Consider the following 18,088-nt stretch of genomic DNA (forward strand, 5'->3'; position numbering starts at 1 on the left):
GTCTGTTTCGTGGTTAAAAACTCCCCGCATTAAAAACTACCCCAACTGCGGCGCCTCTTCTCCCCACATGCTCCGCAGCCGGTCGCGGAGTTGCAACCGCGCCCGGAACAGCCGACTTCGCACCGTTCCCACCGGCAATTCTAGAATCTCGGCAATCGCCTCGTACGAACATCCCTCCATTTCCCGCAGCACCAGGATTTTGCGGTGCTGGTCGCCCAACTCGGCCAAGGCCGAGTGGACCTGCTCGGCCCGTTCGTCAGCCATCATTCGCTCGCCCGGCGCCGCGGAGCCATCCATCGGTTCCTCCCCAGCTCCCTCCTTAGCGGCGTCGATCGACGCCATCGGGCGCGCTCGCCGCCGTCGGGTGAGAGCCACGTTCATCGCAATCCGGTAGAGCCAAGTGAAAAACTGGGCGTCGCCCCGGAACGAATCGAGCTTCAGATACGCCTGCACGAAGGCGTCCTGCGCCGCGTCGGCCGCATCTTCGCGCGAGCCGGCGATCCGCAGCATCGTATTGAAGAGCCGATCCTGATACCGGCCGACCAAATCGCCAAACGCATCGCGATCGCCCGCGCGGGCGGCCTCGACTAGCTCAGCGTCGGTGATGGCCGGGGGATTCACGCTCTTCTCTGGAGGAGTAGACGCCGCGGCGGCGGAGAAAGTTCCCCGCAAAAGGTTCCGGCGCGCATTCTTCCGCACCTGCCGTCCTGTGTCAAATCGCCTGTTACGGGGCCGTTACAACCGGCTGCTGGCACGCCGTAGCCGCGGGTGAACGACCGGCCGGAGCGGAACGCAATTGCCCACAAATGCTGAAGGATGAACGCGGAATGCTGAGGGAAAGGGATTCAGTCCAATCAATTCAGCACTCCGCATTCATCCTTCAGCATTCCCAATTCGCCGCGTAAGATGGCGACCACCTACTCGTTCCGCTCCGGCCGGTCGTTGACCGGCGGCTACATGCCCCCCCTCGACTGGATCAGCGCCGAACTCGCCGAACTCCTCCAGCGTGATCTGCTGCGCGAGCTGCCCGCGGCGTTTGATTTGCAAACGGTCATGATCGAAGGCGCCGGCCAGCGGCTGATCAACTTTGCCTCAAACGACTATCTCGGCCTCGCCGCCGACCCGCGCTTGGTCGCTGCCGCAACCGAAGCGTGCCAAACGACTGGCGTCGGCCGCGGTTCCAGTCCGCTCATCTGCGGTCGTTCCACCATCCACGCCGAGCTTGAACGCCGCCTCGCTGAGTTCGAGCATACGGAGGCCGCGCTCCTTTTCCCCTCCGGTTTCGCCGCCAACGCCGGCGTCGTCCCCGCCCTGGCCGACCGCGGCGACGCGATCTTCGCCGACGCCAAGAACCACGCCAGCCTGATCGACGGCTGCCGCCTCTCGCGGGCCGAAACGCACGTCTACCGCCACAACGACGCGGCCCACCTTGCCGAGTTGCTCGCTGCGCACGCCTCCGCGGCTCGCCGCACGCTGATCGTCACCGACACCCTCTTCAGCATGGACGGGGACGTGGCGCCGCTGGCGGAGATCGCCGCGCTCGCCCGCCGCTACGACGCGATGCTGCTGCTCGACGAAGCCCACGCCACCGGGGTGTTCGGAGATCGAGGCCGCGGCCTCGCCGAAGCCGCGGGCATTGAATACGATGGCCTCATCCGCGTTGGCACGCTGAGCAAAGCCTTCGGCGCCGCCGGCGGGTTCGTCGTGGGGCCGCAGGCGCTCATCGACTACCTCGCGAATCGGGCCCGTAGCTACGTTTTCTCGACCGCTCAACCGGCGTCGACGGCCGCGGCGGCCCTGGTCGCCCTCCACGTCGTCGCTGACGAACCGCAGCGCCGGACGCAGTTGCTCGCCGCGGCGGCCACGCTCCGCAAGCGGCTCCAAGCGGCCGGCTGGCGGACCGGCGACTCGAGGAGCCAAATCATCCCGATCGCAGTCGGCCCCGCGGCCGATGCGGTTGCTCTAAGCCAACGCCTGCGGGAAGCAGGCTTCTGGGTTCCGGCGATCCGCCCCCCCTCGGTCCCCCCCGGCGAATCACTCCTGCGCCTTAGCCTCACCGCCAGCCACACACCGGAGATGGTTGACGGGTTGCTCGCTGCTTTGGGAACGAACCACCAAGACGCGCAGGCACAAAGAAAGCACGAAGAGTTTTGATCACTAGCCGGACCGCCACGCGGTCCGGGAGGCGCCGCCGAGTCGCTTGGCACTTCCTCCCGAAGGGCGTAGCCCTCCGGCTAGCGCTCCCCCCAGGTATTTCTTCGTGCGTCTTCGTGCGTTGGTGGCTATCCCCCGTATTCCCACGTCAAATCCCGACTTTTCCACCCAACTCAACGCGGAACCGCCGCGGCGCAAGTCGCATCGCCGCAAAAACTTGACGCTGCCTAGCGGGGTACTTACCATCAAAGCTGCACAATTTCCCTAGCCCTCCAAGTCTACCGAACGGGGCGCCCTCTTCGAGGCGACCGCCGGCGGTGAGACTTTATCGATTGCAGCCGCCCGCCTCGTCCGGGCCTCGGAACGACTGAAGGAACCCTCGACTTGGCACTGGTGCTGCAAATCGTCGTCCTGCTGGTGGTCCTGATCGGTCTGATCACGATCATCATGAGCATTAAGAACTGGCACTGGGCCCAGATGGTGCTGGTGCTGAGCATCTTCTTCATGGCGCTGGCGACCCTTTTCCTGGGGATGGAAACCTTCCGCATCCATCGCAATATCCGCAAGGCGATCCCTGGCCTCGAAAAGAAGCTGGCCGACGTCGAAGAAGAGAACCGGGCGCTGCAATACGGCGCTCGCAATGAAGATCCCGCCGTGATGCGGATCTGGACGAACGAAATCTTCGGCGGCGAAGCGCCTTACGACCCCGAAGCCGAAGGCCGCATGCTGAGCACGACCGCGTGGACGACGCGGCTGCAGGACCTGGCCCGCGCCCGTGGTCGCGTCTGGCGCAACGCGCTGCCGGCTGGCTTCGACCAAAAGACTAGTCGCGTGGCGGTGACGATCGCTCCGCAGCAGCAAGCGCCGCCGGTCGATCCGGATCTGGCGGCTGCTGAAGCGCCGGCTGACCCTGCCGCCCCGGCCGCGGCGCCGGCAGCCGCCCAGGCCGCTGTGCAAGGCCACGGCCTGACCGTCGACGCGATCGTCTATGCGTTCGAGAACGGCGCTCCTAATCCCGCTGCCCCCGACCAGGCCGCGCAGTACATCGGCGAGTTCCGGGTCGTGCAGGCCAACGAGACGGCAGTCATCCTCGAACCGTTGCAGGCGTTGAACCAGTTCACCGGCAGCCGGCTCGTAAAATCGATCCAGGCGAAGCGAACCTGGAGCCTCTACGAACTCATGCCGGCCGACAGCCACGAGCTGTTTGCGAAGCTCGACGAAGCGGCCAAGCGCAGCCTCCTGCCTGCCGCGACGGTGGAGGAATACATCCGTCAGGGGACGCCGGCAACCGACGACGACGACCAGTACCATCGCGCGGCCTTCGACGAGGCAGGCAACCAGATTGGCGCCGACGATGCGAAGGCCGATCCGAGCAAGGTCAACCAGTGGCGCTTCGATCGCCCGCTGCGGGATTACAACTACCTGTTCTCGGAGTTGATGCGCGAGCGGGTCGTCATGGAGGCCGACGTCGCGGCGCTGAAGCAGCAGATCGCCGATCTGGCGACCGCCCAGGCGAATGCCAAAAAGCTCGAGGCGCATCGCACCGCGGAGCGGACCGCGTTGCAGCAGGACAAGAAATTCATGGAACGCGATCTGGCGTTCATCACGAAGCTGCTGGCGACGATCAATTCACAGATTGCCAATGCGAAGAGCCAAGTGAGCGATTTGCTCACGGCAAACGCTTCGATGGCGCAAAGCCTGATCGACAAGCAACTCGCGGAGTTGAAGGCGATCGACGAGCGCTCCCCTGCTCCGGCGCAAAGTTCGCTCCTCGGCGCCCCTTAGCGAGCCAGGTCGTCCCGACCCCGGCGCGTTGCCTGCTCTCCGGCCCGCCACGATATCATCGTGAGATGCCCGCTCCGCAGAAACCACCGCTCCCTACCTCTGACTTCTGGGCGCTAGCGTTCATCGTCGTCGACGTCGCGCTAATCGCCTGGCTCTGTCTCGCTGCAAGTTAGCGTTAGTCACCGGCGAGCCGGGGGGTTCATCCCCTCGGCCCGACCCCCGCCCTGCCAAAACGCGGGCTATCGCCGCGCGGATAAATGGCGTTTCTGCGAGGGCGTCGCCTACTGCGATGCCGCCATTTCCCCAATGGCAGTTCTGTCCCCCTTCCGCCTTCCCCCCGCCCCCCTCGGCGGCTACCTTCCTCCCTGGCGCCCTGCGCCCCTCTTCGACGTACAATTGCAGGGCCTTCACTCCGCATCCACCCCGCCGTTACCGGCGAACGAATAGCTAGCCGCCGCCATGGGAATTTACGACCGCGACTACTCCCGCGACTCTGAATCGGGTTTCCAGCTCTCGCCGCCGACGACGGCGACGATGCAATTGATGGTCGTCACGGGCCTCGTGTACCTCGCCCAGATGGCGTTTCCGTTCGTCAACGACACCTTTGCATTGCGAACCGACTGGTTCCTCAGGCCATGGACTTGCTACCAGTTGCTCACCTATGGATTTCTCCATTCGGTGGACGACGTCGCCCATATCCTGATCAACATGCTCGTTCTGTTCATGTTTGGGCGCGAGGTGGAAGCGCGGTACGGCAAACGCGAGTTTCTGCTGTTCTACTTGACAGGCGTCATCGCGGCCGGGCTGGTCTGGTCGCTCAGCGAGTATGCGGCCAACTCAAGCAGCCCGCAGTTCGCGGCGATGATTCGCGCCGGTCAAGTCCCGACTGCGGTCGGCGCGTCTGGGGCGCTCGCCGCGCTAGTGGTGTTGTTCGCCTTCAACTGGCCCCATCGCCAGGTGCTGCTGTTCTTCATTATTCCCATGCCGATGTGGGTCGCCGCGGCCCTGGGCATTTTGTTCGACGTGCGGGGCGCGATGAATCGAGAGAACGCCGGCAACATCGCGTATGCCTGCCACCTGGGTGGCGCGCTGTACGGGCTGATGTACTACAAGCTGGGCTGGCGACTCAGCCGTTACTGGCCCACGAGTTTTTCGCTGCCGAAGATCCCCGGCACCGGTCCGAAGCTGCGCGTCCACGACCCACAGGACGACGATGACGCAACCGACGACCTCAGCCAGCAAGTCGATCGCATCCTCGCCAAGATCCAGCAGCAGGGCCAAGACAGTCTCACCTGGAAGGAACGCCGCACGCTCGAGAGGGCGAGTAAGCAGTACCAGGAGAAACGCAAATAGCGAAGGAGAGGCCAGAGGCGAGAGATCGGGGATTGGAAACTGCTTAGTCCCATTCACCATTCAGCTTTCCCCATTCAGCATTCACCATTCATCCTTAAACATTCCTCATGCCTGCACTCCAAAACCAACGCGTCGTCGTCACCGGAGCCACGGGGCTCGTCGGGTCGCTCCTCTGTTCGGAATTGGAGAAAGCGGGCGCGCAGGTAATACGCGCCGTGCGTCGCCCGGTAAAGGACGACGCACGCGAGCTCTACTGGAATCCCGATCGCGGCGAGATCGACCGTGCAAAGCTTGAGGGGGTCGACGCCGTCGTGCACCTCGCTGGCGAGAACATCGCCGGCGGCCGCTGGACCGAAGCCTTCAAGCAGAAGATTCTCGACAGCCGCGTCAAGGGGACGCACCTCATCAGCGACGCCCTCGCGCGGCTAGAACGCAAGCCTCGCGTCTTCATCTGCGCTTCCGCCATCGGCTACTACGGCAACCGCGGCGCCGACGTCATGACCGAGCAATCGGCGCCCGACACCGACTTTCTCGCCAAGGTCTGCCAGCAATGGGAGGCGTCCTGCCAGGCGGCGCGCGACGCCGGCATTCCGGTCGCGAACATCCGCATCGGCGTCGTCCTTAGTCCCGACGGCGGCGCGCTCGCCAAGATGCTGACGCCATTCAAGCTGGGCCTCGGCGGCAAGCTCGGCAGCGGCGATCAATACATGAGTTGGGTCGCGCTCGACGACCTGGTCGGGGCCATCGTCTACTTGCTCGGCCGCGATGAACCGGTCGTCGGTCCGGTCAACGTCGTCGCCCCCCACCCCGCCACCAATCTGGGCTTCACCAAAACGCTCGGTCGGGTCCTTGGTCGGCCGACGCTTTTTCCGATGCCGGCGTTCGCCGCTCGGCTCGCCTTCGGCGAAATGGCCGACGCGCTGCTGCTGTCCAGCACCCGCGTCGACCCGCAGGCGCTGGTGGCGACGGGCTTCAAGTTTCAGTATCCGGAGCTGGAATCGGCCCTGCGACATCTGCTCCAACGATGAGCAAGATTTGAGAGCTAGGAAATCGCTGCGACACACGGGATAATGGAAGCGTCCCGCCTGCGGTCGTTCCGGCCGCAACCGTTCCCGCCCCGCCATCCCCGCCTCCAAACCTTCACGCCGATTTAGCTCCGCCGCCTGCGGCGGGACGCGGGCTCGCGCCCGCGGCCAAATGGCTGCCGCTTGAGGGCATGTCCCATTCGCGTCGCGTGCTGTCGAGGGCCCCCTTCGTGAGGTTAGCGTCGCAAACCTTTCGCAATATTCAGCCAGAAACGGCCGTTTCCGTCGACTTCAGCGTGGCATTGTGAGAACCCCGCCCCCCGTTAAAATGATGGGTTCGCGAGGGCTGGATCGGTTAGGTTCAGTCGGCCAGCGAGAAGAGGCCAAAGAGAAAAGGACTTAGAAGAGGTATGCATTCGCAAGTAGTCGTGCTCGGCGGCGGTCCCGGCGGATATGCGGCCGCCTTCATGGCAGCCGACCTTGGGCTCGAAACAACGATCGTCGAGGCCGACCCTCGCCTGGGCGGCACCTGCCTGCTGCGCGGTTGCATTCCCTCGAAAGCCCTCCTCCATGTGGCCAAGGTCATTAGCGAAGCCCGCGAGATGGTCGAATGGGGGGTCGAGTTTCCGCAGCCGAAGTTCGCGATCGACAAGATCCGCGAGCGCAAGGAAAAGGTCATCGCCACCCTGACCGGCGGCCTGGCCCAACTCGCTAAGCGCCGCAAGGTGAAGGTCGTCAACGCCCGCGGCATCTTCGTCGACTCGCAAACCCTGCAGCTTGAAGGGGGCGACCCCGCTACCTATGGCGGCGACGGACGCATCACCTTCGATCACTGCATCCTCGCCACCGGGTCGACCCCCGCGATGCCGAAAATGTTCCAGATCGGCTCCGATCGCGTGATGGACTCGACCGGCGCGTTGGCACTGGCAGACATCCCCGAATCGTTGCTAGTCGTCGGCGGCGGTTACATCGGCCTGGAGATGGGCTCGGTCTACAGCGAACTTGGCTCGAAGGTGTCCGTGGTCGAGTTGCTCGACGGCCTCCTCCCCGGCGCCGACCGCGATCTGGTAAAGCCGCTGGAAAAGCGCCTCCGCGAACACTTCGCCTCGATCATGCTCAGCACCAAGGTCCTCGGCGTCAAAGACGTCGGCGGCAAGGTCGAAGTCGAGATGGAAGGCCCCGACGGCGCGAAGTTCAACAACGCGTACGACCGCGTGTTGATCTCCGTCGGCCGTCGCCCCAAATCCGCCGGCTTCGGACTGGAGAACACCAAGGTCGCCATCAACGAGAAGGGCTTCGTCGTCATCGACGAAGAACAGCGGACCAGCGACCCGCACATCCTCGCAATCGGCGACGTCGCTGGCGAACCGATGCTCGCCCACAAGGCCTCGCACGAGGGGAAGGTCGCGGCCGAGGTCCTCGCCGGCGAACCCGCGGCTTTCGACAAGGCGGCCATCCCGGCGGTCGTCTTCACCGATCCCGAAATCGCCTGGGCCGGCCTCACGGCCGATCAAGCCAAACGCGAAGGTCGCGAAGTTGAAGTCGCTCAGTACCCTTGGCAAGCCAGCGGTCGCGCGATCGCCAACGGTCGCACCGACGGCCTGACCAAGTTGATCGTCGATCCCGCGACTGACCGCATCCTCGGCTGCGGCATCGTCGGCGCGGGCGCCGGCGAGTTGATCGCCGAGGCCGTGCTCGCCATCGAAATGGGCTGCACCGCCCGCGACCTCGGCGAAACGGTCCACCCCCACCCCACGCTCAGCGAAACGGTCGGCTTCAGCGCCGAGGCCTATCTCGGCACCGCCACCGAGATCTACCGCCCGAAGCGGAAGCAGACGCAAGAGAACTAAATTCACCATCACGGCACAACGAGCACGACAAAGACTGGCTGACTGATTCGCTTCTTCCGTCGTGTCCTCCGTGTCGTCGTGGTTCAATTCAGAAGTCAAAAGAAGGACGATTGCCGGTATGGCAACAGGAAAAGCAACCGAAGTCCGCTCGCCGATCCCCAATGACGTCGACCCGATCGAAACGAACGAGTGGCTCGAATCGCTCGACTATGTCCTAGAGCATAAGGGCTCCGAGCGCGCTCAGGAACTGCTGGCCGCCCTCGACGAAGCCGCCCATCGCAACGGCGTCGAACTGCCGTTCACGGCGACCACGCCCTACGTCAACACGATCCCGGCCGACAAGCAGGCGCCCTTCCCCGGCAATCGGGAACTGGAGCGCCGCATCAAGAGCTTTGTCCGCTGGAACGCGATGGCAATGGTCACCCGCGCCAACCGCGATAAGGCAAAGCCCGGGGGGCATATCAGCACCTTCGCCTCCTCGGCGACGCTCTACGAAGTGGCGCTGAACCACTTTATTCGCGGTCGCGGCGAGGATGGCTACAGCGGTGATCAGGTCTACTACCAGGGCCACGCGGCGCCCGGCATGTATGCCCGCGCGTTTCTCGAAGGCCGGTTGACGGAGCAGAATCTCGTCAACTTTCGTCGTGAAATGGGCGTAGGGGGCGGCCTGTCATCGTATCCCCACCCCTGGCTGATGCCCGACTTCTGGGAATTCCCCACGGTATCGATGGGCCTCGGCCCGATCATGGCGATCTACCAGGCCCGCTTCAATCGCTACCTCACCGATCGCAAGATCAAGGACCTGTCGAAGAAGCACGTCTGGGCCTTCCTCGGCGACGGCGAATGCGACGAGCCCGAAACGCTCGGCGCCATCACGCTCGCCTCGCGCGAACAGCTCGACAACCTCACCTTCGTCATCAACTGCAACCTGCAGCGGCTCGACGGCCCGGTCCGCGGCAACGGCAAGATCATTCAAGAGCTCGAAGGCGCCTTCCGCGGCGCCGGGTGGAACGTGATCAAAGTGATCTGGGGCAGCGACTGGGATCCGCTGCTCGACGCCGACGATTCGGGCCTCCTTGCCCAGCGGATGATGGAAGTCGTCGACGGCCAGTACCAGAAGTACGTCGTCTCCGGCGGCGATTACATCCGCGAGCACTTCTTCGGCAAGTACCCAGAGCTGCTGAAGCTCGTGAAGAAGTATTCGGACGAAAAGCTCCGCACTCTGAAGCGCGGCGGCCACGATCCCGAAAAGGTGTACGCCGCCTACCAGGCCGCGATTGAGACCAAGGGGCGACCCACCGTCATTCTGGCCAAGACGATCAAAGGCTACGGCGTCGGCGAAGCAGGCGAGGGCCGCAATATCACCCACAACAACAAGGAGCTGAACGAAGCCGAACTCACCGAGTTCCGCACGCGGTTCGGCATCCCAATTTCCGATGAGCGCGTCGCCGAGGCGCCGTTCTACCGCCCCCCCGAAAACAGCCCCGAGATGAAATACATGCGCGAGCGTCGCAAGGCGCTCGGCGGTTCGGTCCCGGCGCGCAACAACGCCCCGGTGACGATGGAAGTCCCGCGGCTGGCCGACTACGCCAAGTCGCTCGACAAGCTGGTCAGCAAAGGCCCCGGCAAGGAAATGTCCACCACGATGGGCTTCGTCCGCCTGCTCGGCGATCTGCTGCGCGATAAGAAAATCGGCAAGAGCATCGTCCCCATCGTTCCTGATGAGTCGCGCACGTTCGGCATGGAAGGCCTCTTCCGGCAAGTCGGCATTTACGCCCACAGCGGTCAGCTTTACGAGCCGGTCGATAGCGACCAGCTCGCCTACTACAAGGAAGCGAAGGATGGCCAGCTCCTGGAAGAAGGCATCACCGAGTGCGGGTCGATGTCGTCGTTCATCGCCGCCGGGACGAGCTACTCGTCGCACGGCGTGCCGATGATTCCGATGTTTATCTATTACTCGATGTTCGGCTTCCAGCGAATCGGCGATTCGATCTGGGCCGCTGCCGACGCGCGGGCGAAGGGCTTCATGCTTGGCGGCACTGCCGGCCGCACGACCCTCAACGGCGAAGGCTTGCAGCATCAAGACGGCCATAGCCTGATCAATGCGATGGCGTTCCCGACCGTTCGCGCCTACGACCCCGCCTACGCCTACGAGACGGCGGTCATCGTCTTCGACGGCCTCAAGCGTCTCTACGAAGACAACGAGACGGCGATCTACTACATCACGCTCGAGAACGAAAATTACACGATGCCCGAGATGCCGGCCGGCGTCGAAGATGGCATCATCCGCGGTATGTACAAGCTCTCGAGTACGGAGGCCGACGGCGGCACGCGCGTGCAACTCTTCGGCAGCGGCCCCATTCTCCGCGAATCGCTCCGCGCGGCCGACATCCTCAAGGCTCGGTACAACATCTCCAGCGACGTCTGGAGCGTCACGAGCTACAACCAGCTCCGTCGCGACGCCCAAGAGTGCGAACGCTGGAACATGCTCAACCCCGAGAAGCCCCGTCGCCACTCCTACCTGCAGGAGCAAATCGACGCGACCGAAGGTCCGATTATCGCCGCCAGCGACTACATGCGGATCCTTCCCGACCAGCTCGGTCCGTGGCTCAAGGGTCGCCTGTTCTCGCTCGGCACCGACGGCATGGGTCGCAGCGAAAGCCGCGAGAACCTCCGCCGCCACTTCGAGGTCGACGCCGAGTCGATCGTCGTCGCGACGCTTTACAAGCTGATGCTCGACGGCAAATACGACGCCGCTGCGGTGGCGCAAGCGATCAAAGACCTGGGCATCAGCCCCGAGAAGAAATCGGCGCTGTACGCGTAAGCTTCAAGACAATTCGTGAGTAGGTGAGTAAGTGAGTAGGTCGTCGGGCGGCCATCTAACTTCTCCACCAAGTAACCTACTCACTAAAACACCTACTCACCTCCGCAACGATCATGTCCACGCAAATCACCCTTCCCTCGCTCGGCGAGAACATTGAGTCCGGCGACGTTCTTTCGATCCTTGTAAGCGAGGGCGACGTCGTCACGAAGGACCAGGACCTCCTTGAGCTCGAAACCGACAAGGCCACCATGCCGGTCCCCAGCCCGCAGGCTGGCAAGATCGTGAAGGTCCTCGTCGCCGAGGGCGACACGGTCCCGGTCGGCGGCGCGATCTTCGAGATCGAAGCCGACGGCGGCTCCAGCAATGGCGCCACAGCGAAAAAGGAACCAGAGAAGAAGGAATCTGCCAAGGCGCCCGAGAAGAAAGAAGAGAAGCCGAAGGCTGCTCCGAAAAAGGAAAACATCGTCGAGGAAGAACAACTCGACGAAGCGGTCGCCGATCAGCAGGAAGAGCCGGAAGAAGAGCCGCCCGCGAAGAAGCCCGCTGCGAAGCCAGCGGCCAAGATCGCCCCGGCCCCGGAATCGACTCCCATCGTCGTTGAACCCGACGACGCGCCGGCCAAGTCTGCGAAGAAATCGAAGTCCGAAGGCGAAGCGGGCGACGGCCAATCGTCAGCCGCCGCCGGCCCCGCCGTTCGCCGCCTCGCCCGTGAACTCGGCGTCGACCTCCGCCGCGTCCGCACCACCGGCGACCGCATCACCGAGGAAGACGTCCGCAATCACGTTCGCCGCAGTCAGGCCGAGTCGGAAGCCAAAGCCCCCAAGGGGGTCACGCCCCCCGGCTCGCCCGAGTCCGACAGCTACGGCGCCGTGCGCCGCGAGAAGATGACGCGGATGCGACAGACGATCGCTCGCAACATGCTCGCCTCGCACACGACGATCCCGCAGCTCACCAACTTCGACGACGTCGACGTCACCGATCTGGAGCGGATCCGCAAGGAAAGCCAGCGGGACTACGACTCGCAAGGCGTCAAGCTCACGACGCTGCCGTTCCTCGTGAAAGCCCTCGCCGTGGCGTTGCGGAATCACCCGATCATCAACGCGTCGGTCGGCGAAGAAGGCAACGAAATCATCTACAAGGAATATGTGAACATCGGCATCGCCGTCGATACGGAGAAGGGCCTGCTCGTTCCCGTCCTCCGCGACGCCGACCGCAAGAATATTCCGCAGATCGCCCGCGAACTGGTCGAAATCGCCGCCTCGGCCCGCAAGGGAACCTTCAAGGTCGAAGACCTTCGCGGCGGCACGTTCACGATCAGCAACCTCGGCGCGATCGGCGGCACCTACTCGACGCCGATCATCAACCCGCCGGAAGCGGCGATCCTCCTGATCGGCCGCAGCCGCATGCTGCCGCAGTGGATCGACGGCGCGTTCCAACCGCGGCTGATGATGCCGCTGTCGATCAGCTACGACCACCGCATCGTCGACGGCGCGACGGCGCAGCGATTCCTGAACGACGTCAAGGGTTACCTCGCGAGCCCGGGCCGTTTGCTGTTGGCGCCGTGACGCCGAGTTCGATCACCCGCTGACCGCCTGCCTGGCGGAGGCTACTGACGCGATGGGCGAGCTTCGCCCATCGCGTTAATTTTTCCTTTCCACGACGCACTGTCGTCCAACGACGTTTTTGACCGCGGGCTGCCCCGTGGTACGATATTGGGTAGTAAAGGCCCATATCATGCAAATCAACATCCCCGCTGATTCCGAAGCGTTTGTCGTCGGCAAGGCTGCGGCAGCGGGCTTTACCGACGTCAACGAGTATGTGATTCGCCTCATCGAGAGGGATGGCGGCGGGAGAAAGCCGGCGCCAGCCTTAGCTTTCGAAAAACTGCGGCGGCTCCGATCAGAGGTTCCCAAGATGACGAACGAAGAGATCGTCGATCTGGTCGCCGAGGGCCGCCGGCGATGCTTGCCGTAGTCGTTGACGCCAGTGCGACGTTGGCTTGGCTCTTCGGCGAAGGTGATCCTGCCGATTGGCTGGAAGCGAATCTCTCCTCGATGACGTTATCGGCGCCCGCACTTTGGAGATTGGAAGTCGTCAACGCCATCGTGATCAAAGAAAGGCGCAAGCAAATCACGCAATCGCAGGACGAAGAATTACTGACCATTCTAGATGCCCTGCCGATCGCCATCGTTCAGTCCCAAAACGAACCATCGCTGCTCAGCCTTGCTAACTTAGCACGAACCCACCAACTCACCGCGTACGACGCCGCCTATCTTGATCTTGCTCGGTCGGAACGGGCCTCGTTGCTGACTCTCGACGCAAACCTGATCGATGCCGCTCAGAGAATTAACGTCCCGCTTATCGCGATGCAATAAGCGATGCTCAACGACGATAACCGGCTGACTGCGTACGGCAGAGGCGAACGACAGTTGATCAGACATGATCAACCTTACTTCTACGCATTGGGAGATTATTCGCCGTGCCTCGCTTCTTACTAACGCTCGCGCTCATCTCGTCCTTAACCCATTCCTTGTATGCTCAACGCCCCGCCTACCCGCCGAAGTTTGACGAGAGCGTGAAAGAGCACGTCTACAAGACCGCGAGCGACGTCGACCTCAAGCTTTACGTCTTTGAACCCGCCGGTCACACGCCGAGCGACAAGCGGCCCGCCGTCGTCTTCTTCTTCGGCGGCGGCTGGACGGGCGGCTCGCCGGCGCAGTTCGAGCCGCAGTGCCGTTACCTCGCCTCGCGCGGCGTCGTGGGCATCGCGGCCGACTACCGCGTCGCCAGCCGGCACGGCGTGAAGGGAGTCGATTGCGTTCGCGACGCCAAGTCGGCGATCCGCTGGGTACGCGCTCATGCCGCCGAGCTCGGCGTCGATCCCGACCGCATCGTCGCCAGCGGCGGTTCGGCCGGCGGCCACCTCGCCGCCGCGACAGGCACGATCAAAGAATTCGACGAACCGAGCGAAGACGCCGCCGTCAGTTCCGTGCCGAGCGCCATGGTCCTGTTCAACCCGGCCGCCTCGTTCGACCCCGCCACACTCATCCCCGGCGAAAAACGAGGCGGCAACTTCGGCGCGCGAATGGGCGTCGAGCCGAGCAAACTCTCCCCCGCGGACCACATCGACGCGAAGACCCCGCCAACGCTGATCATGATCGGCACCGACGACTATCTCATCGGCGGCGCCCATCAATTCGCCGACCGCATGAAAGCCGCCGGCGCCCGCTGCGAGCTCGATCTCTACGACGGTCGCGGACATGGTTTCTTCAACCTGCGCCCGAACAAGCCGAGCAAAGACTTCTACGCCACTGCCGAATCGATGGACCGGTTTTTGACGTCGCTCGGTTACCTCGAAGGCGAGCCGACGGTGAAAGAGTTCTTCAAGAAGTAGTCCAAGGCCTGGTCGAACGCTTCGCCTAACGATTGCCGGCGCGATCAAAGAGTTCCCGCATCGAAAGCTGGAAGCCCGGAAGCAAGCCGTCAGCGACCAGCGTCCCATCCATGCCAATCGTCAAGGACGAATGGCGGCTCTCGTAAACTTCGGCCGATTCGCGTTTAGGATCGATGATCCACACCGCCCGAACTCCAGCCGTGAAGTAGTCGTCGAGTTTCGCATCCATCTCCGCCCGCGTATTGTCGCGCGAAAGCACTTCCACGGCGAGGTCAGGGACAAGATTCGGAACCGGAGCGGCGGGAAACTTCCGATTCGGGAGCTTGCTCCACTTCACGAAGGAAACGTCTGGTGCGCGACTTCGTGTCGCAGAGATTCGCACCAGTCCATCCGCCCCCAACGCAATGCCAAGATCATGGCTGTCCAGATATCGCTCAATGAAATAGGCCAGGACGATCGCCAAGCGAGACTCGAAGACTCCCATCGCCTTCTCCACCAAGACCCCGTCGATGACCTCGCAAGTCCGACCCTCGCGATCTTTCACCTCCATCGCGTCATCGTCGGTCGCCATTCCGGGTGGAGGCACTAATCGAATCCGCTCCAATGGAATGCCGCCAAGTTGCAGCTGAAGATCGGCGGCGGTGACGAATCCGGCAGACATCGCACATGCCTAATGGAGTGGGTGGGCGCCCGCTAATTATACCATTCGCCAAACGCTGCCGCATAATCGTCCGAAACTGGGCTAAAGAAGCTACTGCCTCACCCCCAGCAGCGGAAAGCACAGCACCGGAATCACCAGCGACGCCAGCCCGATCGCCCACCGCACCGGTCCCAGCGGCACCGAGTCATCGCGCGTCGGCGGGTGATGAATCCCTAAGAAGATCACCAGCAGCAACATCGGCGTCCACAGAATCGCTTCGTCGAGATTGATCACGACGTAGAAGATGGCGAACGAAATGAACAGCCGGGCGAACGTGTGGGCCTTGCCCAGAAACAGCGCGTAGATCGTATGCCCGCCGTCGAGTTGGCTGATCGGCAGCATGTTCAGGCCGGTAATCAACATGCCGACCCAACCGGCCATGAAGTAGGGATTGAGCTCGGTCAGGCCGACCCAATGTTCGTTGGCCCACGCCTCGTTCGGATGGGCCCACTGGAGCATCCATTGCGCCACCAGCGGGAGATAGAACTCAATCTCCCCCGGCTCGGCGGCGCGGCTCAGGTCGAGCGCCTTGATCCCTTGCCACAACACCGGGAACGCCACCGCGAGCCCGGCGAGCGGCCCGGCGATGCCGATGTCAAAAATCTGCCGACGGTCGGCGCGGCTGCCGTCCATGCCGATGACGGCGCCCATCGTGCCAATCGGATTGAACGGCACTGGAATGCAAAGGGGATAGCTCGCCGGGATGCCGTACTTCACCGTTTGCAGGAAATGCCCCATCTCGTGCGTCAGGAGAATTGCCAGCACGGCGCCCATGTACGCCAAGCCGATCGGCCAATTCTGCTGCACGACGACGCCAACTTGCGCCCACGAGACGTTGAATCCAAACTGCATCGGGTCCCAGCGCGTCGCCCCGACCCAGAAGGTCGACAGGCAGGTGGCGACAAACAGCATCGCCGGCAGCAACACCTGCCGCTGGGGCACGAGCGACTCGTTCCCCTCGATGTCAGACTTCATCAATTCCGGCAGATGTGCGAACGACGAGTCGTAGAACGCATCGTTCTCCAGCGGACGCCGCGCGATCGGCTGCTCGGACAATTTCGAGCCGGCCGGAATTAGCGACTGCCGCCCGTCGGGCGTCGGCAGCGGGTGTTCGGAGGAAGATTCTTCGCCGGTGCTCATTCGCAAATCATAGCAAAACTAGGGGCCTGGGACAGGCGGCCGACGCTGAGCCGTTGACGTCGAAACCAATAGCCGACCTACGACACTTCCAGGCTCTTGACCCCGCCGCTGCGCAGGGCCGCCGTCAGGCACCGGTCCGCCGTCTCCAACAGACTCACCGGGCGAAAATTCTTCGCCGGCGCGGCCGCGCACGCGACGCCAGCCCCCACCGCGACCGCGGGCAACTGTTCTGAGCGGCAATACGGCTCGAGCGAGCTACGAATTTCGTCGACGACGTGCCGCGCCGCGGCAACGGCTTCGTGGCGATCGCGTCCCGGGAACAGCAGCAAGCGACGCCGCGGTCCGAGCTGTTCAATCGTCGTCACGCCCTCGGCGCGATTGCACGCGCGAGTCATCAGGCGTTCCAAGACCTCCGTCTGCGTCGAGTCGAGCAATTCCGTCGACTGCGCTTCGATCGCGGCCAAGCCAATCGGCCGACGCAGCGAACGGCAGCGCCCGACTTCGAGCGTGAGCCGCGTTTCGAGATCGCTCGCCGCCGACGCCGCGGCCGTCATCGCGCCGAAGGGACTCGCCAGCACTGGGGCGGGCGCTTCGCTGTTCGAGTTGGGGACGCGCGGCAAAGCCTGGTCAACGTCCACTTCGCCGCTAAGGCCGCTGCGGTAAAACAGCTCGAACGACGCACGCAATTGCTTGGCCAGAATCAACGCCTGGGCCTCGTGAGACTCCTGCTCAATCGGGCTGGCGGCGTCATTCGCGATGCCGCGACTCAACGGCGCCGCCACCGACTCCGCCACCTGCGACATTTTCGCGTGCGCTTGCACGATGATCTGCGTGTAGTCTTCGCCGCCGGCGATTTGCAGCGACAAGACGTTCGCCAGCTGCCGCACTTTCGGCTCCAGCGTGGCGATGAGATCGTGCAGGCGAGATTTATCGAGTTGGCAGTATGCGTCGCCGGCGTCGAGCAGGTCGGGCAGTACGCTTAAGCGGCGCTGCCCGATGAGTTGGGCAAACAGTTCACCCAAGTGCAGGACGCGCACCAAATGCGCATGATCGGCTTTGTTGTGCGCCCAGTAGCGCGTATCGTGCGGCGCCCCGATCGCAGCCGTCAGGAGCGGCGGCAAATTCCAGTGCTGCAACAGCCCGGCCGTCAGCTGCCGATGGTCGAATCCCAGCGACTCGTGCTCCAGCACCGCCAGGTCCGCCTGCGACGCGATCGCCTCGCTCAGCACCGCTGCGTACGGCTGCCGCAATTCGCCCAACAGGACCAAGACGCCGATGTCTAGCAACAGTCCGGCGAGAAATGCATCGTCGCCCGGCTTCTGAAACAGCTGCTCGCTGATCTCCCGCGCCGCTACCGCGCGCACCAACGACGTCTTCCAGTACCAGTCGAGTTGGTCTCGCGCCACCGATAGAAACAAACTCTCCGGCAAGCTGAACCCGAGCGCCAGCAGCTTCAGCGGCTTGATCCCCAATAGCGCCAGCGCCTGGTTGAGGTCGCTCACCTCGCGCGGCAAGCCGAACAGCGAGCTGTTCACCACCCGCAGAATTTTCACCGTCAGCGCCGGATCGCGCTCAATGCACTGCTTCAGCGCCTGCACGTCGACGCGGGGCGACTCGGTCAGCCGCAACACTTCGACCGCCACCGCGGGCAGCGAGTACAGCGCACCGGCGCGGGCCACGATCTGCTGGATCGCATCGGGATAAACCGGCGTCGCGGCGGCAAGCGTCATGGAAGTGGAAATCGTACGGCGGAGACGGGGGCAAGCGCGAACCGGGGCGTTCCGCCCCCGGCGCACCAAATTGCTGCGCAAGCAATTTGCGACGGAGACCGGCGTCGGATCGCCCGCAAGTCTAGCTCACAGT

General features: G+C 63.5%; 14 protein-coding genes. 10 read left to right on the plus strand and 4 right to left on the minus strand.

Annotated elements, in window-relative coordinates; genetic code table 11:
• Positions 1-36: 36 nt before the first annotated feature.
• A complete protein-coding gene (locus I41_RS25775; protein WP_246133756.1) occupies positions 37-621 on the minus strand; it encodes an RNA polymerase sigma factor in 585 nt (194 codons plus the stop codon).
• A gap of 285 nt (positions 622-906) precedes the next feature.
• Here I41_RS25775 and bioF point away from each other — a divergent pair, with 285 nt between their 5' ends.
• From bioF to I41_RS25825, 10 genes are all read left to right on the plus strand, one after another.
• Entirely contained in the window at positions 907-2,154 is a 1,248-nt protein-coding gene (gene bioF / locus I41_RS25780) for an 8-amino-7-oxononanoate synthase (protein WP_246133757.1), read from the plus strand.
• A 384-nt stretch (positions 2,155-2,538) separates the two neighbouring features.
• Entirely contained in the window at positions 2,539-3,939 is a 1,401-nt protein-coding gene (locus I41_RS25785; RefSeq protein ID WP_145435891.1) for a hypothetical protein, read from the plus strand.
• 459 nt (positions 3,940-4,398) lie between these two features.
• A complete protein-coding gene (locus I41_RS25790) occupies positions 4,399-5,292 on the plus strand; it encodes a rhomboid family protein (protein WP_145435892.1) in 894 nt (297 codons plus the stop codon).
• A gap of 107 nt (positions 5,293-5,399) precedes the next feature.
• Positions 5,400-6,320: a TIGR01777 family oxidoreductase gene (locus I41_RS25795; protein ID WP_145435893.1), complete on the plus strand. Its 921-nt coding sequence runs from the start codon at positions 5,400-5,402 to the stop codon at positions 6,318-6,320.
• A gap of 407 nt (positions 6,321-6,727) precedes the next feature.
• On the plus strand, positions 6,728-8,167 hold the full coding sequence (gene lpdA / locus I41_RS25800) for a dihydrolipoyl dehydrogenase (protein ID WP_145435894.1): 1,440 nt from the start codon (positions 6,728-6,730) through the stop codon (positions 8,165-8,167).
• Between the two features lie 118 nt (positions 8,168-8,285).
• Positions 8,286-10,991, plus strand: a complete 2,706-nt coding sequence (gene aceE, locus I41_RS25805) for a pyruvate dehydrogenase (acetyl-transferring), homodimeric type (protein WP_145435895.1) — start codon at positions 8,286-8,288, stop codon at positions 10,989-10,991.
• 113 nt (positions 10,992-11,104) lie between these two features.
• On the plus strand, positions 11,105-12,556 hold the full coding sequence (locus I41_RS25810; protein WP_145435896.1) for a 2-oxo acid dehydrogenase subunit E2: 1,452 nt from the start codon (positions 11,105-11,107) through the stop codon (positions 12,554-12,556).
• A gap of 169 nt (positions 12,557-12,725) precedes the next feature.
• The gene (locus I41_RS25815) at positions 12,726-12,965 is read left to right on the plus strand and encodes a hypothetical protein (protein ID WP_145435897.1); all 240 of its coding nucleotides are present in this window, start codon (positions 12,726-12,728) and stop codon (positions 12,963-12,965) included.
• Positions 12,953-13,366 (plus strand): type II toxin-antitoxin system VapC family toxin, encoded by a 414-nt coding sequence (locus I41_RS25820; RefSeq protein WP_145435898.1) that lies wholly within the window; start codon positions 12,953-12,955, stop codon positions 13,364-13,366. The genes I41_RS25815 and I41_RS25820 overlap by 13 nt, the downstream gene beginning before the upstream one ends.
• A gap of 104 nt (positions 13,367-13,470) precedes the next feature.
• On the plus strand, positions 13,471-14,385 hold the full coding sequence (locus I41_RS25825) for an alpha/beta hydrolase (RefSeq protein ID WP_168207164.1): 915 nt from the start codon (positions 13,471-13,473) through the stop codon (positions 14,383-14,385).
• 25 nt (positions 14,386-14,410) lie between these two features.
• Here I41_RS25825 and I41_RS25830 read toward each other — a convergent pair whose 3' ends face one another.
• The 3 genes from I41_RS25830 to I41_RS25840 form a co-directional block, all read right to left on the minus strand.
• The gene (locus I41_RS25830; protein WP_145435900.1) at positions 14,411-15,046 is read right to left on the minus strand and encodes a Uma2 family endonuclease; all 636 of its coding nucleotides are present in this window, start codon (positions 15,044-15,046) and stop codon (positions 14,411-14,413) included.
• Positions 15,047-15,136: 90 nt separating this feature from the next.
• Entirely contained in the window at positions 15,137-16,225 is a 1,089-nt protein-coding gene (locus tag I41_RS25835) for a site-2 protease family protein (protein ID WP_145435902.1), read from the minus strand.
• 77 nt (positions 16,226-16,302) lie between these two features.
• Complete coding sequence (locus tag I41_RS25840; RefSeq protein ID WP_145435904.1) at positions 16,303-17,955, minus strand: HDOD domain-containing protein; 1,653 nt, start codon at positions 17,953-17,955, stop codon at positions 16,303-16,305.
• Positions 17,956-18,088: the final 133 nt, after the last annotated feature.

This window comes from Lacipirellula limnantheis, from assembly GCF_007746075.1.
Classification (GTDB): domain Bacteria; phylum Planctomycetota; class Planctomycetia; order Pirellulales; family Lacipirellulaceae; genus Lacipirellula; species Lacipirellula limnantheis.

What these genes read in the sequence shown, in the direction of transcription:
- bioF (WP_246133757.1), top strand. Translation starts at nt 907, where the DNA reads ATGGCGACCACCTACTCGTTCCGCTCCGGCCGGTCGTTGACCGGCGGC.
- I41_RS25790 (WP_145435892.1), top strand. Translation starts at nt 4,399, where the DNA reads ATGGGAATTTACGACCGCGACTACTCCCGCGACTCTGAATCGGGTTTC.
- I41_RS25795 (WP_145435893.1), top strand. Translation starts at nt 5,400, where the DNA reads ATGCCTGCACTCCAAAACCAACGCGTCGTCGTCACCGGAGCCACGGGG.
- lpdA (WP_145435894.1), top strand. Translation starts at nt 6,728, where the DNA reads ATGCATTCGCAAGTAGTCGTGCTCGGCGGCGGTCCCGGCGGATATGCG.
- aceE (WP_145435895.1), top strand. Translation starts at nt 8,286, where the DNA reads ATGGCAACAGGAAAAGCAACCGAAGTCCGCTCGCCGATCCCCAATGAC.
- I41_RS25810 (WP_145435896.1), top strand. Translation starts at nt 11,105, where the DNA reads ATGTCCACGCAAATCACCCTTCCCTCGCTCGGCGAGAACATTGAGTCC.
- I41_RS25815 (WP_145435897.1), top strand. Translation starts at nt 12,726, where the DNA reads ATGCAAATCAACATCCCCGCTGATTCCGAAGCGTTTGTCGTCGGCAAG.
- I41_RS25820 (WP_145435898.1), top strand. Translation starts at nt 12,953, where the DNA reads ATGCTTGCCGTAGTCGTTGACGCCAGTGCGACGTTGGCTTGGCTCTTC.
- I41_RS25830 (WP_145435900.1), bottom strand. Translation starts at nt 15,046, where the DNA reads ATGTCTGCCGGATTCGTCACCGCCGCCGATCTTCAGCTGCAACTTGGC.
- I41_RS25835 (WP_145435902.1), bottom strand. Translation starts at nt 16,225, where the DNA reads ATGAGCACCGGCGAAGAATCTTCCTCCGAACACCCGCTGCCGACGCCC.
- I41_RS25840 (WP_145435904.1), bottom strand. Translation starts at nt 17,955, where the DNA reads ATGACGCTTGCCGCCGCGACGCCGGTTTATCCCGATGCGATCCAGCAG.